Origin of the sequence: Nocardioides alkalitolerans DSM 16699 (assembly GCF_000426525.1) — a bacterium.
Taxonomy (GTDB): Bacteria; Actinomycetota; Actinomycetes; order Propionibacteriales; family Nocardioidaceae; genus Nocardioides; species Nocardioides alkalitolerans.
In genome coordinates, this window is the sequence record NZ_KE384533.1 from 493,105 (window position 1) to 507,024 (window position 13,920).

13 protein-coding genes are annotated in these 13,920 nt (G+C 74.4%); 4 read left to right on the forward strand and 9 right to left on the reverse strand.

Going from position 1 to position 13,920, the window contains the following annotated elements; all coding sequences use genetic code 11:
* The first annotated feature begins 45 nt into the window (after nt 1-45).
* On the forward strand, nt 46-1,296 hold the full coding sequence (locus tag K329_RS28080) for an oxidoreductase (RefSeq protein ID WP_043644238.1): 1,251 nt from the start codon (nt 46-48) through the stop codon (nt 1,294-1,296).
* Nucleotides 1,297-1,328: 32 nt separating this feature from the next.
* Here the strand turns inward: K329_RS28080 and K329_RS28085 are convergent, their stop codons facing one another.
* Entirely contained in the window at nt 1,329-1,835 is a 507-nt protein-coding gene (locus K329_RS28085) for a PLDc N-terminal domain-containing protein (RefSeq protein WP_084541445.1), read from the reverse strand.
* A 131-nt stretch (nt 1,836-1,966) separates the two neighbouring features.
* Between K329_RS28085 and K329_RS0119165 the strand changes: the two genes are divergently transcribed.
* On the forward strand, nt 1,967-2,533 hold the full coding sequence (locus K329_RS0119165) for a YdeI/OmpD-associated family protein (protein WP_043644241.1): 567 nt from the start codon (nt 1,967-1,969) through the stop codon (nt 2,531-2,533).
* An 8-nt stretch (nt 2,534-2,541) separates the two neighbouring features.
* On the opposite strand, the gene K329_RS0119170 is transcribed toward K329_RS0119165, so the two are convergent.
* Nucleotides 2,542-2,937: a VOC family protein gene (locus K329_RS0119170; RefSeq protein WP_028474310.1), complete on the reverse strand. Its 396-nt coding sequence runs from the start codon at nt 2,935-2,937 to the stop codon at nt 2,542-2,544.
* 80 nt (nt 2,938-3,017) lie between these two features.
* On the opposite strand from K329_RS0119170, the gene K329_RS0119175 reads away from it, so the two are divergent.
* Entirely contained in the window at nt 3,018-3,425 is a 408-nt protein-coding gene (locus K329_RS0119175) for a nitroreductase family deazaflavin-dependent oxidoreductase (RefSeq protein WP_028474311.1), read from the forward strand.
* A gap of 27 nt (nt 3,426-3,452) precedes the next feature.
* Nucleotides 3,453-4,238, forward strand: coding sequence for an SDR family oxidoreductase (locus K329_RS0119180; RefSeq protein ID WP_028474312.1), 786 nt, complete (start codon nt 3,453-3,455; stop codon nt 4,236-4,238).
* A 113-nt stretch (nt 4,239-4,351) separates the two neighbouring features.
* On the opposite strand, the gene K329_RS0119185 is transcribed toward K329_RS0119180, so the two are convergent.
* The 7 genes from K329_RS0119185 to K329_RS0119215 all read right to left on the reverse strand — a co-directional run bounded on the left by K329_RS0119185 (nt 4,352) and on the right by K329_RS0119215 (nt 13,886).
* Nucleotides 4,352-5,548 carry an acyl-CoA dehydrogenase family protein gene (locus tag K329_RS0119185; RefSeq protein ID WP_245596608.1) on the reverse strand — a complete coding sequence of 399 codons (1,197 nt, stop codon included), beginning with the start codon at nt 5,546-5,548 and terminating at the stop codon, nt 4,352-4,354.
* Complete coding sequence (locus K329_RS28090; RefSeq protein ID WP_052337123.1) at nt 5,545-7,578, reverse strand: acetyl/propionyl/methylcrotonyl-CoA carboxylase subunit alpha; 2,034 nt, start codon at nt 7,576-7,578, stop codon at nt 5,545-5,547. Before K329_RS28090 ends, K329_RS0119185 begins: the two co-directional genes overlap by 4 nt.
* 90 nt (nt 7,579-7,668) lie before the next feature.
* The gene (locus K329_RS0119195) at nt 7,669-9,258 is read right to left on the reverse strand and encodes an acyl-CoA carboxylase subunit beta (protein ID WP_028474314.1); all 1,590 of its coding nucleotides are present in this window, start codon (nt 9,256-9,258) and stop codon (nt 7,669-7,671) included.
* Between the two features lie 44 nt (nt 9,259-9,302).
* Nucleotides 9,303-10,523 (reverse strand): acyl-CoA dehydrogenase family protein, encoded by a 1,221-nt coding sequence (locus K329_RS0119200; RefSeq protein WP_281169830.1) that lies wholly within the window; start codon nt 10,521-10,523, stop codon nt 9,303-9,305.
* Nucleotides 10,520-12,325: an acyclic terpene utilization AtuA family protein gene (locus K329_RS0119205; RefSeq protein ID WP_028474316.1), complete on the reverse strand. Its 1,806-nt coding sequence runs from the start codon at nt 12,323-12,325 to the stop codon at nt 10,520-10,522. The genes K329_RS0119200 and K329_RS0119205 overlap by 4 nt, the downstream gene beginning before the upstream one ends.
* The gene (locus K329_RS28095; protein ID WP_084541446.1) at nt 12,322-13,272 is read right to left on the reverse strand and encodes a TIGR03084 family metal-binding protein; all 951 of its coding nucleotides are present in this window, start codon (nt 13,270-13,272) and stop codon (nt 12,322-12,324) included. The genes K329_RS0119205 and K329_RS28095 overlap by 4 nt, the downstream gene beginning before the upstream one ends.
* Nucleotides 13,269-13,886, reverse strand: a complete 618-nt coding sequence (locus K329_RS0119215; RefSeq protein WP_043644244.1) for a TetR family transcriptional regulator — start codon at nt 13,884-13,886, stop codon at nt 13,269-13,271. Before K329_RS0119215 ends, K329_RS28095 begins: the two co-directional genes overlap by 4 nt.
* Nucleotides 13,887-13,920 lie beyond the last annotated feature (34 nt).

Sequence of the window (13,920 nt, forward strand, 5' to 3'; positions counted from 1 at the left end):
ACCTCCCTCTTGAACCGTGTTCAACAGTCGCCGTACTGTCAGCCCATGCCCGACCTCGGCGACGCCCTCGCCCTCCCCTGCGGCCGCACGCTCACCAACCGGCTCATGAAGTCGGCCCTCAGCGAGGGCCTCGGCACCTCGACCGGCGCGCCGACCGCGCGCCTCGGGCGGCTGTACGACGCCTGGGCCGGCGGCGGCTACGGGCTCGTCGTCACCGGCAACGTCATGGTCGACCCGCGCCACCGCGGCGAGCCCGGCAACGTGGCCGTGGAGGACGAACGCCACCTCGAGGGCCTCACCCGCTGGGCCAAGGGGTTCGCCGACTCCGGCACGCCGCTGTGGATGCAGGTCAACCACCCGGGCCGCCAGTCGAACCCGCTGGTCGGTCGGCACCGACCGGTGGCCCCGAGCGCCGTCGGCGCGAACGTGCCCGTCGCCGCGAGGCCGCGCGAGCTCACCGACCGCGAGATCCACGAGATCGTCGAGCGGTTCGCCGTCACGGCCGCGGTGGCGGAGGCGGCGGGCTTCGACGGCGTGCAGGTGCACGGCGCCCACGGCTACCTGGTCACCCAGTTCCTCTCCCCGCTGAGCAACCGCCGCACCGACGCCTGGGGCGGCGACCCCGAGCGCCGTCGCCGCTTCGTCGTCGAGGTGGTGCGGGCCATCCGCGAGCGGGTCGCGCCCGGCTTCGCCGTCGGCATCAAGCTCAACTCCGCCGACTTCCAGCGCGGCGGCTTCAGCGAGGAGGAGTCGCGCGACGTGGTCGCCGCCCTGGTCGCGGAGGGCATCGACCTCGTCGAGATCTCGGGCGGCACCTACGAGGCCCCGGTCATGTTCGGGCCCGACACCCGCCGCGCCTCGACCCGGGAGCGCGAGGCCTACTTCCTCGAGTACGCCGCGAGCGTCCGCGCGCAGGCCGGCGCCGTGCCCCTCGCCGTCACCGGCGGCTTCCGCACGCGTACGGCGATGGCCGCCGCCGTGGCGGACGGCGAGTGCGACGTGGTCGGCCTCGGGCGACCGGCGTCGGCGTACCCCCACGTCGGTCGCGAGCTCGTCGACGGCTCGCGGGAGCGGATCGAGCTGCCGGTGGTCCGGGTGGGAGCGGGACGCGGGCTCGTCGGCCGGGTCACCACGCTGCACACGGTCGACAGCGCGCTCGACCTCTCGTGGCACACCGACCAGCTGCACCGGATCGGTGCCGGCAGGGCCCCCGACCTCGATCGACCGTGGTGGCGCACCGCCGTGCGGGCGACGCTGCGCAACGGCCCCGGCGCCTTCGTGCCGAAGCGGGGCTGAGGGTCAGCCGGGCCGATCAGCGGGTCGGCCGGTCAGCCCGCCTCGGGCTCGGGCTCGGCGGCACCGGCCGACTCCGACGCCGACCCCGACGCCGGCCCCGACGCCCGCTCAGGGCTCGCCCCCTCGGCGCGCGCCCGCTCGGCGGCGCGGCGACGACGCTCGTCGGCCGCGGCCCGGATGCGCGCCTGCTCGGCGGCCTGCTGCTCCCGGTAGGCCCGGCGCTGCTGCTCGGCCCGCTCCCGGACCTGCTCCAGGAACGCCTCGTCCCCCGCGGAGTCGGTCGCGGCGGCGCGACCCGGGCGGTCGTACTCGGGGTACGACGGCACGGACCGCTCACCGGGGCGCGGCCGGTCGGCGACCGGCTGGCCGACGAGCAGCCAGGCCAGGGAGCCGACGAGGGGGAAGAGCAGGACGAGGAGGATCCAGCCGATCTTCGGCAGGTGGCGGACCCGGTCCTCCGACGCGCTGATCGCCTGCACGAGGCAGTAGACCCAGAGGCAGAAGACGACGACGGCGAACGCGGCCTGGAGCTTGAGCACGCGATCAGTGTGCGCAAGCCCCTGCGGCCGCGTCCCGGGAATCGGGCGAATTCTCCCCGAACTCGACGACGAGGACCGGCGGCGGGCGTCCTACCGTGGGGAGAACGACGCCGTACCGACCAGGAGTGCCCGTGGACGCCACCGCCGAGAACCCGCTCGCCGTGCCCGACGCCGCGAGCTGGCACGACTGGCTCGCCCGTCACCACGCGAGCGCCACCGAGGCCCACGTGCTCGTCGGACGGCAGAGCACGAAGCGGACGTCGCTGCGCAGCGCGGACGCCCTCGACACCGCGCTCTGCTTCGGCTGGATCGACAGCGTCCGGCGCCGGTGGGACGTCGAGACCTTCGTGCAGCGCTACAGCCCACGGCGTCCGGGCAGCCCGTGGTCGGCGGTGAACGTCGCGAAGGTCGAGGCCCTGCTAGCCGCGCACCGGATGGCGCCCGCCGGTCTGGCCGAGGTGGCCGCCGCGCAGGCCGACGGCCGGTGGGCCGCGGCGTACCCGGCCCAGCGCGACGCCGTCACGCCCGACGACCTCGCGGCCGCGATCGCGGCGGACCCGGTGGCCGACGCGCGGTGGGCCGGGCTGGGCCGCACCGAGCAGTACGCCGTGATGCTCCCCGTCCTCCGCGCCGTCGGGGGCGTGCGTCGTGAGCGGGCGGTGCTGGCCGCCGTACGGCGCCTGGCGCGCGACACCTGAGCGCCGGCTCAGGCGACGCAGAACTCGTTGCCCTCCGGGTCGAGCATGACGACGTGCCCGAGCACGGAGCCGCGCTCGTCGGTGTAGTGCTCGTCGCGCACCTCGGTCGCACCGTGCGCGACGAGGTCGACGACCGTCGCGCGGATGAGCTCGGTGCGCGCGGCCCAGTCCCACGGTGGCTCGCCCGCCACCCGCAGGTCGAGGTGGAACCGGTTCTTGGCGGTCTTCGCCTCCGGCACGCGGAGGAAACCGATCGCCGGGCCGCGACCCTCCGGGTCGACGATGGCGCCGAGGTCGGGCTCGTCGATGCCGGGCTCCGGCACGTAGCCGAGCGCGTAGGCCCAGAAGGCGGCCAGGAGGTGGGGGTCGAGGGCGTCGGCGCCGACGGTCCAGTGCACAGCCATGCGGGGACCCTAGGCCCGGTTCCGGACGGACGGCTTCCGGGATCGCCGCCCGCGTGGGAACCGTGCGGTTGGATCAGGGCATGAGCGACTTCAACGACCGCATCATCGCCGAGTTCCGCGAGAACCGGGGGTTCGTCTCCACCAACGGGTTCGGCAGCAACCTGGTCCTGCTCCACACCACGGGTGCGAGGAGCGGCGAGGCACGCCTGCACCCGGTCTTCGCGGTGGAGGACGACGCCGGCTGGTACGTCGCGGCCTCCAAGGCGGGCGCACCGACCGACCCCGCGTGGGCCCACAACCTGCGGGCCCACCCCCGCGTGACGGTCGAGACCGGCACGGGCGACGTGGCGGCCGAGGCAGTCGAGCTGGCCGGCGCGGAGCGCGACGCGGCGTACGCGCGGTTCGAGGAGCGGTCGTCCGGGTTCAGCGACTACCAGGAGCGTGCCGGGGACCGAGTCATCCCGGTCTTCGCGCTGCGCCGCACCTGATGGTTACCGAGTAGTAATGTCGCGGGCATGACCTCCCGCAGCGTGCTCATCACCGGAGCGGCCGCCGGCATCGGCCGTGCCACCGCCCTCACCTTCGCCCGCGAGGGCTGGACCGTCGGCGCGTACGACGTCGACGAGGCCGGGCTCGCCAGCCTCGCGGCCGAGGTCGTGGCGCTCGGCCAGACCGCCGTCGTCGGCCACCTCGACGTGGGCGACGCGGACGCCTTCGCCGCGGCCGTGTCGGACTTCGCCGAGCGCGCCGGCGGGCTCGACGTGCTGGTGAACAACGCCGGCGTGCTGACCGCGGGGCGCTTCGAGGAGATCCCGGTGGCCCGCCACCACCGGGAGATCGACGTCAACGTGCGCGGCGTCGTCAACGGGATGCACGCGGCGTCGCCGCACCTGGAGCGGGGCGCGACGGTCGTGAACCTGGCCTCCGCGTCGGCGATCTACGGCCAGGCCGAGCTGGCGGTCTACAGCGCGACGAAGTTCTTCGTGCGCGGGCTGACCGAGGCGCTCGACATCGAGTGGGGTCCGCGCGGCGTGCGGGTGGTCGCGCTGTGGCCGCTGTTCGTCGAGACCGCCATGACCGACGGCGTCGCGACGGGCACGACCGACTCCCTCGGCATCCGCCTCACCGCCCAGGACGTCGCCGACCAGGTGCTCGCCGTCGTCACCCCCGGACGGGTCGCCACGGCGCTCCACCAGGTGCACTTCCCCGTCGGACGCCAGTCGAAGGCGATGGCCCTCGGCGCCCGGTTCTCGCCCGCCTGGCTGACCCGGGTGGTCAACAAGCGGCTCGCCGCGCACTGAGGCGGACGACCGCCGGAGGTAGTCCCTGACGTCGTGGTCGTCCCGGTGGCCGGGGCACGACCGCTACGTCAGGGACTATCCGTCCGGACGCTCGGACGGCGGGCTGCCGCCCCTCAGTACGACTTCGGCAGCCCCAGCGAGTGCATGGCGACGAAGTTGAGGATCATCTCGCGGCTGACCGGCGCGATCCGCATGACGCGGGAGGCGACGAGCAGCGCGGCCATGCCGTACTCCTGCGTGGCGCCGTTGCCGCCGTGGGTCTGGATCGCGCGGTCGACGGCGCGGCACGCGGCCTCGCCTGCGGCGTACTTCGCCATGTTCGCCGCCTCGCCCGCACCCATGTCGTCGCCCGCGTCGCAGAGCGCCGACGCCTTCTGCGTCACCAGCCGGGCGAGCTCGACCTCGATGTGCGACTCCGCCAGCGGGTGGGCGATCGCCTGGTGGGCGCCGATGGGCTTGTCGCCGAAGACGGTGCGCTCCTTGGCGTACGCCGTGGCCTTGTCGAGGGCGAACCGCGCGAGGCCGGTGGCGAACGAGGCCGCCATGATGCGCTCCGGGTTGAGGCCGGCGAAGAGCTGCACGAGCCCGGCGTCCTCGTGGCCGACGAGCGCGTCGCCCGGCAGCCGGACGTCGTCGATGAACACCGTGAACTGCTTCTCCGGCGACACCATCTCCATCGCGATGGCCTGGAACTCGAAGCCCGGCGCGTCGGTGGGCACGACGAACAGGCAGGGCTTCAGCTTGCCCGACCTCGCGTCCTCCGTGCGCGCGATGACGAGCACGTTCTTCGCCTCGTCGACGCCCGAGATGTAGATCTTGCGGCCCGACAGCACCCACTCGTCACCGTCGCGACGCGCGGTGGTGGTGATCTTGTGGCTGTTGGAGCCGGCGTCGGGCTCGGTGATCGCGAACGCCATCGTCTCGGTGCCGTCGGCGATGCCGGGCAGCCAGCGCTGCTTCTGCTCCTCCGTGCCGAAGCGGGCGATGACGGTGCCGCAGATCGCCGGGCTCACGACCATCATCAGCATCGGGCAGCCCTGCGCCGCCAGCTCCTCGCAGACCGCCGCCACGTCGCCGATGCCGCCGCCGCCCCCGCCGTACTGCTCGGGGATGTTGACGCCGAGGTAGCCGTTCTTGCCCAGGTCGAGCCAGAGGTCGGTGGTCTTGCCGCCCGAGCGGGCCTGCCGGGTGAAGTACTCCTGGCCGTAGGTGCCGGCCAGCCTGCGCACGGCCTGGCGCAGCTCGCGCCGCTCCTCCGACTCGGTGAACGCGGCGTGGGTGGTGCCTTCCTGCTGCTCCGTCATCGTCATGCGACTGCTCCTTCGTCGGGGTTGCCCGGGTCGTCCTGCTCGTCGGTGCCTGCGTCCACGACCGCGAGCACGTCGCCCGCCGCCACCTGCTGCCCGGCCGCGACCGGGACCTCGCTGACCACGCCGTCGTGCGGCGCCGCCACCGTGTGCTGCATCTTCATCGCCTCGAGCACCAGCACGGGGTCGCCGGCGACGACCGTCGCCCCGACCTCGGCGAGCACCCGCACCACCGTGCCCGGCATCGGCGCCAGGAGGCTGCCCGAGGCGAGGGCGTCCGCGGGGTCCACGAACCGCGGCACGACGCGCAGCGCGACGTGGCCGTCGGGCCCGTCGACGTCGACGGTCCGCGCGCCGCTCCCGGCCGCACCACCGGCCCCGAGGGCCACGTCGTACGACGTGCGCACCCCGTCGACCTCGAGCGTGACCCGGGAGGGCGTGGCCGCGACCACCGTGAGCCCGTCGACGACGTAGCCGTCGCGACCGCCCCACCAGTCGACCGCGACCTCGTCGCCGTCCACCTCGAACCGCGTGGTCTGGGGCTGGGAGACGACGTTGCGCCAGCCCACGGGGATGCCGGTCTGGACCGTGCGGGTCGCGCCCGCCTCCGCCGCGAGGGCCAGCGCCCCGGCGACGGCGTGCGCCCGGACGTCGCGGGGCGCCTCGTCGAGCCGGCCCCCCAGCGCCGCCAGGGGCCGCGACCCCAGGAACGCCGTGCTCACGTCGCCCGACAGGAACACCTCGTCGCCGAGGATCTCGACGAGCAGGTCGCGGTTCGTCACCAGCCCGTGCAGCCGCGCCCGGCGCAGCGCCCCGGCGAGCGCCCGCGCCGCCTGGCGCCGGGTCGGCGCCCACGCGATCACCTTCGCGAGCATGGCGTCGTAGTGCGTGCCCACCTCGTCGCCCGCGCCGAAGCCCGAGTCGAGCCGCAGGCCCGACGACGCGTCGGAGGGCGACAGCTCGACGTCGACGCCCGGGATGTCGAACGCCGTGAGCAGGCCGCTCTGCGGCTGGTAGTCCGCCGCCGGGTCCTCGGCGTACAGGCGCACCTCGATCGCGTGCCCGCGCGGCTCGGGGCGGGCGGCCGGCGTCGGCAGGCCCTCGGCGACGGCGAGCTGCATCTCCACGAGGTCGACGCCGAAGACGGCCTCGGTGACCGGGTGCTCCACCTGCAGACGCGTGTTCATCTCGAGGAACCAGAACTTCTGCGTGGCCGCGTCGAGCAGGAACTCGACGGTGCCGGCGCCGCGGTAGTCGATCGCCTCGGCCGCGCGCCGCGCCGCGTCGTGCAGCGCCCGCCAGGTCTCCTCGCGCAGGCCCGGGGCGGGCGACTCCTCCACCACCTTCTGGTGGCGTCGCTGCAGCGAGCAGTCGCGCTCGCCGAGCACGATCACACCGCTGGCGTCGCCCCCGGTGCCGACGACCTGCACCTCGACGTGGCGGCCGTCCTCGACGTACGGCTCCACGAACACCGTGCCGTCGCCGAACGCACTGAGCGCCTCGGCCTCGGCCTCGGCGACCGCCTCGGCGAGGTCATCGAGCCGCCGGACGACGCGCATGCCGCGCCCGCCACCACCGGCCGACGCCTTCACGAGCAGCGGCAGGTCGTCGTCGCCCGCGGAGGCGACCGTGAGGTCGCCGAGCACCGGCACGCCGGCGTCGGCCATCAGCTTCTTCGCCGCGACCTTCGAGCCCATGGCCTCGATGGCCTCCGGGCTGGGCCCGATCCACGTCAGCCCGGCCTCGATCACGGCCCGGGCGAACCCGGCGTTCTCGGAGAGGAAGCCGTAGCCCGGGTGCACCGCGTCGGCGCCGGTGCGGCGGGCCGCGTCGAGCACCAGGTCGACGCGCAGGTAGGTGTCGGCGGGGCTGTCGCCCGGCAGGCGCACGGCGGCGTCGGCCTCGGCCACGAACGCCAGGTGGGCGTCGGCGTCGGAGTGCACGGCGACCGTGCCGATGCCGAGGCGGCGGCACGTCGCGAACACCCGGCGGGCGATCTCGCCGCGGTTGGCGACGAGGACTCGTTGAATCACGGCTCTCCTAGGTGGAACGGAGGTATCGGGGTCCCCGCGGCGTTGTCGCGGGGGAGCGGAGCGGAGGAGCGAGAACGTCGTGGGGTGATCTCACATCCTGAAGACGCCGAAGCGGTCGGTCCCGCGGATCGGCTGGTGGTCGATGACGGAGAGGCAGATGCCGAGGACGGTGCGGGTGTCGCGCGGGTCGATGACCCCGTCGTCGTACAACATGCCGGAGAGGAAGTGGGGCAGCGACTGCTCCTCGACCATCTGCTCGACGAAGGCGCGCATGCCGGCGTCGCCCTCCTCGTCGTACGGCGCGCCCTTGGCCTCCGCGGACGCGCGCGCCACGAGCGAGAGCACCCCCGCGAGCTGGGCCGGGCCCATGACGGCGGACTTCGCGCTCGGCCACGTGAAGAGGAACCGGGGGTCGAACGCGCGCCCGTTCATGCCGTAGTTGCCCGCGCCGTACGACGCGCCCATCACCACCGACAGGTGCGGCACCTTCGAGTTCGAGACCGCGTTGATCATCTGGGCGCCGTGCTTGATGATCCCGCCCTGCTCGTACTCCGCGCCGACCATGTAGCCGGTGGTGTTGTGGAGGAACAGCAGGGGCGTGTCGACCTGGTTGGCGAGCTGGATGAACTGCGTCGCCTTCTGCGCCTCCTCGCTGAACAGCACGCCCTGGGCGTTGGCGAGGATGCCGACCGGGCGGCCGTGGATGCGCGCCCAGCCCGTGACGAGCGAGGCGCCGTACAGCGGCTTGAACTCGTCGAACGGCACCCCGTTGCCCGCGGGCCCAACACCGGCCCGGGTGCCGTCGACGATCCGCAGGATCACCTCGCGCGGGTCGAAGGGCTCCTTGAGGTCGGCGGGGATGAGGTCGAGCAGGCCGTCGGGGTCGAGGTCGGGCTCCGAGTACGGCGGGAGCGCGGCGTCGCTGCGCGCCTTGGCCTGGTTGAGGCGGGCCACGATGCGGCGGCCGAGGCGGATGGCGTCGTGCTCGTCGGCGGCGAGGTAGTCGGCGAGGCCGGACGTGCGGGCGTGCATCTCGGCCCCGCCGAGCGACTCGTCGTCGGACTCCTCACCGGTGGCCATCTTCACGAGCGGCGGGCCGCCGAGGAACACCTTGGCGCCCTCCTTGACCATCACCGTGTAGTCGCTCATGCCGGGGATGTAGGCGCCGCCGGCGGTCGAGTTGCCGAACACGAGCGCGATGGTCGGACGGCGGTCGGCCGAGGCGCGGGTGATGTCGCGGAACATCCGTCCGCCGGGGATGAAGATCTCCTTCTGCGTCGGCAGGTCGGCGCCGCCGGACTCCACCAGCGCGATCGTCGGCAGCCCGTTCTCCTCCGCGATCTGGGAGGCGCGGAACGCCTTCTTGAGGGTCCACGGGTTGGAGGCGCCGCCCTTGACCGTCGGGTCGTTCGCGGTGATGAGGCACTCCACCCCCTCGACCACGCCGATGCCGGTCACCAGCGAGGCGCCGACGGCGAAGTCGGACCCCCAGCCGGCCAGCGGCGACAGCTCCAGGAACGCGGAGCCCTCGTCGACGAGCAGCTCGATGCGCTCCCGGGCCAGCAGCTTGCCGCGCTTCCGGTGGCGCGCGACGTACTTCTCCCCGCCCCCGGCCACCGCCTTCGCGTGCTCGACGTCGAGCGCCTCGATCTTCTCGAGCAGCGCCTCACGGTTGGTCATGCTGGCTCCCTCGGTGCCGGGTGGGGTCAGGTCGGTGTCGGCGCTCATCCGGCGTACCCCAGCAGCCGGGCGCTGAGGTCGGCGAGCACCTCGTTGGCGCCGCCGCCGATGCCGAGCAGCCGGACGTCGCGGTAGTGGCGCTCCACCTCGGAGCCGCGCATGTAGCCCGCGCCGCCGAAGATCTGGACGGCCTCGTGGCAGACGTGCTCGGCGGTCTTCACGGCAGTCTCCTTGGCGAGGCAGGCCTCGGCGATCACCTGCTCACCGGCGTCGTGGCGGGCGGCGACGGCGTGCGTGTAGGTGCGCGCCACCTCCACCTGGCGGCGCATCTCGACCAGCTTGTGGCGGATCACCTGGCGGGTGGCGAGGGGCTTGCCGAAGGTCTGCCGCTCGCTCGCGTACGTCGCCGCGAGCGCCAGCGCGCGGGCCGCCGCGGCGTACCCCTGCACCGCCAGCCCGAGGCGCTCGACCACGAACTGCTGGGCGATCTGGACGAACCCGCTGCCCTCCTCGCCCACCAGGTTCGCGACGGGGACGCGCACGTCGACGTACGACAGCTGGGCCGTGTCGGAGCAGTGCCAGCCGAGCTTCTCGAGCTTGCGGTCGACGGTGAACCCGGGCGTGCCGGCCTCCACGACGAGCAGCGAGACGCCCCCGTGGCCCTTGCCGGGCTCGAACGACCCGCCCGTGCGCACCGCGGTCGTCACGAAGTCGGCGCGGGTGCCGGAGGTGATGAACGTCTTGGCGCCGTTGACGACGTAGTGGTCGCCGTCGCGCACCGCGGTCGTGCGGATCGAGGCCACGTCGGAGCCGCCGTCGGGCTCGGTGATCGCCAGCGACCCGATCAGCTCGCCGGCCAGCGTCGGCCGCACGAACCGGTCGACGAGGTCGGCCCCCGCGGGCGTGTGCCCGGCCGCCGCGATGTGGGGCAGCGCGATGCCGTGGGTGAAGAGGCTGGCGATCAGCCCGCCCGAGCCGCCGCCGTCGAAGATCCCCTCGGTGACGGTGAGCGAGTCGACGAGCGTGCCGCCGTCGCCGCCGACCTCCTCGGCGAACCCGACGCCGATCAGCCCGGCCTTCGCGGCCGCCCGGTGCAGCTCGCGCGGCAGGGCGCCGGCGTCCTCCCAGGCGTCGAGGTGGGGGGCGACCTCGCGGCGCGTGAAGGCGGCGGCCGCCTCGCGCAGGGCGTCGCGCTCCGGCGTACCCGTGAAGACCACGCCGCTGCTGAGCGCGCTCGGGAGCGCGGCGGTCGACGAGGCGCTCACAGGAGGCTGTCCTCGACGCTCACCAGGCGGCTGCGGACCCACTCGCCCAGCCCCTTGGCCTGCGGGTCGAAGCGCGTCGACGCCGCGACGCCCTCGCCCAGCAGCCCGCGGACCAGCACGTTGACGCCGCCCAGGTTGGGCAGCGGGTAGACCTCGACGTCGAGGTCGGCCGCCTCGGGCACGAGCTCGCGCACCCGGTGGGGCGTGATGAGCTTCGTGAGCCAGGTGACCCGGGCGTCGTACCGCTCCGGCGAGGCCGCCCGGCCCGTGTGCGCCACCCAGAGACCGATGTTGGCGTCGCCGCCCTTGTCGCCCGAGCGGGCGTGCACGAAGGAGCCGAGCGGCATGCGGCGGGTGAGGGTGTCGACCGGGGCCGGGTACGGCGAGGGCCGACGCGCCGCGCTCTCGTCGCCCAGCTCGGCCGTCCGGGCCGGGTGGGGCACGAGCACGCGCTCCTTCTCGGCGCCGTCCGCGCCCAGCACCACGACGACGTGCTCGACGGCGTCGCGGTCGACGTACGCGGGGTGGTAGACGCCGTACGGCGTCGGCTTCGCCGGCGGGGCGGTGATCGCGAACCCGGGGTAGGAGCCGAGGGCCAGCTCGACGGCCGCTGACGTGAACGGCTTGCCGACCTTGTCGGCGTCCGGGTCGAGCACGGTGAGGCGGAGCAGCACCGAGGCCGACTCCTCGGTGGGGGCGTCGGGGGTGGCCGGTCCGGCGGTCGACCACGCGACCGTGGCGGGCCGCCCGAGCGGGGAGGCCTCGAGCGCGGTCTCGACCTGGCGGCGCACCCAGGCGGCCTTCTCCTCGATGTCGAGACCGGTGAGCACCAGCTCGACGCTGTTGCGGAACCCGCCCAGCACGTTGACGGCGACCTTGAGGCGCGCCGGCGGGGCGCTGCCGGTGACGCCGGAGACCTGGACCCGGTCGGAGCCGGCCTGCTCGAGGCGGATCGAGTCGAGGTCGGTGGTGACGTCGGGGCCGAGGTAGCGGTTCGACTGGATCTCGTAGACCAGCTGGGCCGTCACGGTGTCGACGGTGACGGCGCCGCCGGTGTCGTCGTGCTTGGTGACGACGAAGGAGCCGTCGGCGGCCAGCTCGGCCACGGGGAAGCCGAGCGGCCGGGTCAGGGCCTCGGCCGGCAGGTCGCGGAACCCGGAGAAGTTGCCGCCCGTGGCCTGGGTGCCGCACTCGAGCACGTGGCCCGCGACGACGGCGCCGGCCAGCGCGTCGTACTGCGTGGGCGTCCAGCCGAAGTGGGCGATCGCCGGCCCGACGACCACGGAGGCGTCGGTGACGCGGCCCGTGACGACGACGTCGGCGCCGCCCGCGAGGGCCTCGGCGATGCCGAACGCGCCGAGGTAGGCGTTGGCGGTGAGCGCGTCGGAGCGGCCGAGGTCGACGGTGCCGGCCTGGACGGCGGGGAGCAGGTTGTCGCCGCTGACGTAGGCGATGCGCGGCGAGAGGCCGAGGGCGGTCGCGACCTCGGTGAGCCTGCGCGCCAGGCCCGCGGGGTTGAGGCCGCCGGCGTTGCTGACGATCCGGACGCCCTTCTCGAGGGCGAGGCCGAGGCAGTCCTCGGCCTGGCGCAGGAAGGTGCGGGCGTAGCCGCTCGCCGGGTCGCGCATCGCGTCCTTGCCGAGGATGAGCATGGTCAGCTCGGCGAGGTAGTCGCCGGTGAGCACGTCGAGCCCGTGCGGGCCGTCGGGGCCGGAGGTGACGCCCTCGAGCATCTCGCGCATCGCCGAGAGGCGGTCGCCGTAGAAGCCGGAGCAGTTGCCGATGCGCAGGACGTCGCTCACGCGGTGCCTCCCTCGGTGGGGCCGGTGGTGGGACTGGTGGTGGATCCGGTGGTGGCCGCCGCAGGCGGGCGGCCGGGTCCGGGCGGGCCGGCGAAGGCCTGGGCGACGTCGAGCCAGCGGTCGGCGTCGGGACCGGTGGCGACGAGGTCGAGGTCGAGGCGGTGCCGGCGCTGCGTGACGAGGCGGGCGAAGTCGTGCGCCGACCCCTCGACCCGCTGCGCGGCGTCCTCGGGCCCGTACGTCCAGACCTCGCCCGACGGCGCGAGAAGTTTCACGTGGAACTCCTCGGCGGGCGGCGTGAGCTCACGGGTGGCGAAGGCGAAGTTCCGGGTGCGGACGCCGATGTGCACGACGTGGCGCACCCCGTCGTCGGGCGGCAGCTCGACGCCGAGCGCGTCGGCGACGTCCAGCCCGTGGGCCCAGGTCTCCATGTAGCGGGCGGACGCCATCGAGACCGGGCTCATCGGCGGGCCGAACCACGGCATCTTCTCGCCGGGCCGCTCCTGGGCCTGGGCGCGCAGCGCGGCGGCCAGGTCGACCCGGGCCTTGCGCCACTGGGCCAGCAGCGCCGGCGGGTCGACCGCACCGCCCTGGAGCGCGACGGTGTCGACGAAGCCCTCCATGTCGGCCAGGGCCTGCAGCACGATCTCGTCCCACGCCGCCTTGTCGGTGGCGGCCGCGGTGGCGGCGACGTCGGTCCACGCGAGGTGGGCGACCTGGGTGGCGACGTCCCAGCCGGCGGCGGGGGTCGGCGTGCGCCAACCGTCCTCGTCGAGCGGGGTGACCAGTGCGTCGAGGCTCGCGCTCAGCACGTCGAGGTCGGTGAGCACGCCCTCGAGGAGGGCATGCGGGGCCGGGGCGCCGGCGGTCTCGCCGGTCTCGCCGTGCGGGGCCTCGGCGCGCGGCTCGGCCGGGATCTCGACGGGGGAGATGGACGGGTCGGTCATGCGGCCTCCAGGGCTCGGTCGAGGGTGAGGGCCCACTGGTCGAGGATGCGGCCGCGGCGGCCGGTGTCGTCGCCGAGCGTGGCGGCGAGGCCGAGGCCCCGCACGAGGTCGAGGGTGGCCTGCACGAGCTCGCGCACGCCGGGCCGGGACTCGTCGGCGGCCAGCATCTCGACGGCCAGGCGGTGGGTCTCGCGGCCGACGTGCTGCTCGAGCGGCGCGACCACGGCGAGCAGCTCGTCGTCGGTGCGGGCGGCGACCCAGAGCTCGAGGGCCGCGGCGAAGATCGGGCTGGTGAAGTGGTCGGCGAAGAGCTCGAGCACGGCCCGCGTACGGCGCCCGCCCTCCGCCGGCAGGCCTGCCGCGGCGGCCGCGAGCTCCTCCCGGCGTACCTGCATGAGGTGCTCCACCGCCGCGAGCACCAGCGCGGACTTCGACGGGAAGTGGTGCAGCTGCGCCCCCCGGCTCACGCCGGCGCGCTGCGAGACGACCGTCGTGGACGTGCCGGCCCAGCCGTTCTCCGCCAGCACCTCGACGCACGCCTCGAGGAGACGGGCCCGCATGGCGCGGGTGCGCTCCTCCTGCGGCACGCGCGGGGCGCGCTGGGTGACGGTCACCGGACCAGCGTGAGCCCTGACGAACAAACAGTCA

Coding starts and splice junctions, on each gene's coding strand:
- K329_RS28080 (WP_043644238.1), top strand. CDS start 46: ATGCCCGACCTCGGCGACGCCCTCGCCCTCCCCTGCGGCCGCACGCTC.
- K329_RS0119170 (WP_028474310.1), bottom strand. CDS start 2,937: ATGGCTGTGCACTGGACCGTCGGCGCCGACGCCCTCGACCCCCACCTC.
- K329_RS0119175 (WP_028474311.1), top strand. CDS start 3,018: ATGAGCGACTTCAACGACCGCATCATCGCCGAGTTCCGCGAGAACCGG.
- K329_RS0119180 (WP_028474312.1), top strand. CDS start 3,453: ATGACCTCCCGCAGCGTGCTCATCACCGGAGCGGCCGCCGGCATCGGC.
- K329_RS0119185 (WP_245596608.1), bottom strand. CDS start 5,548: ATGACGATGACGGAGCAGCAGGAAGGCACCACCCACGCCGCGTTCACC.
- K329_RS0119195 (WP_028474314.1), bottom strand. CDS start 9,258: ATGACCAACCGTGAGGCGCTGCTCGAGAAGATCGAGGCGCTCGACGTC.
- K329_RS28095 (WP_084541446.1), bottom strand. CDS start 13,272: ATGACCGACCCGTCCATCTCCCCCGTCGAGATCCCGGCCGAGCCGCGC.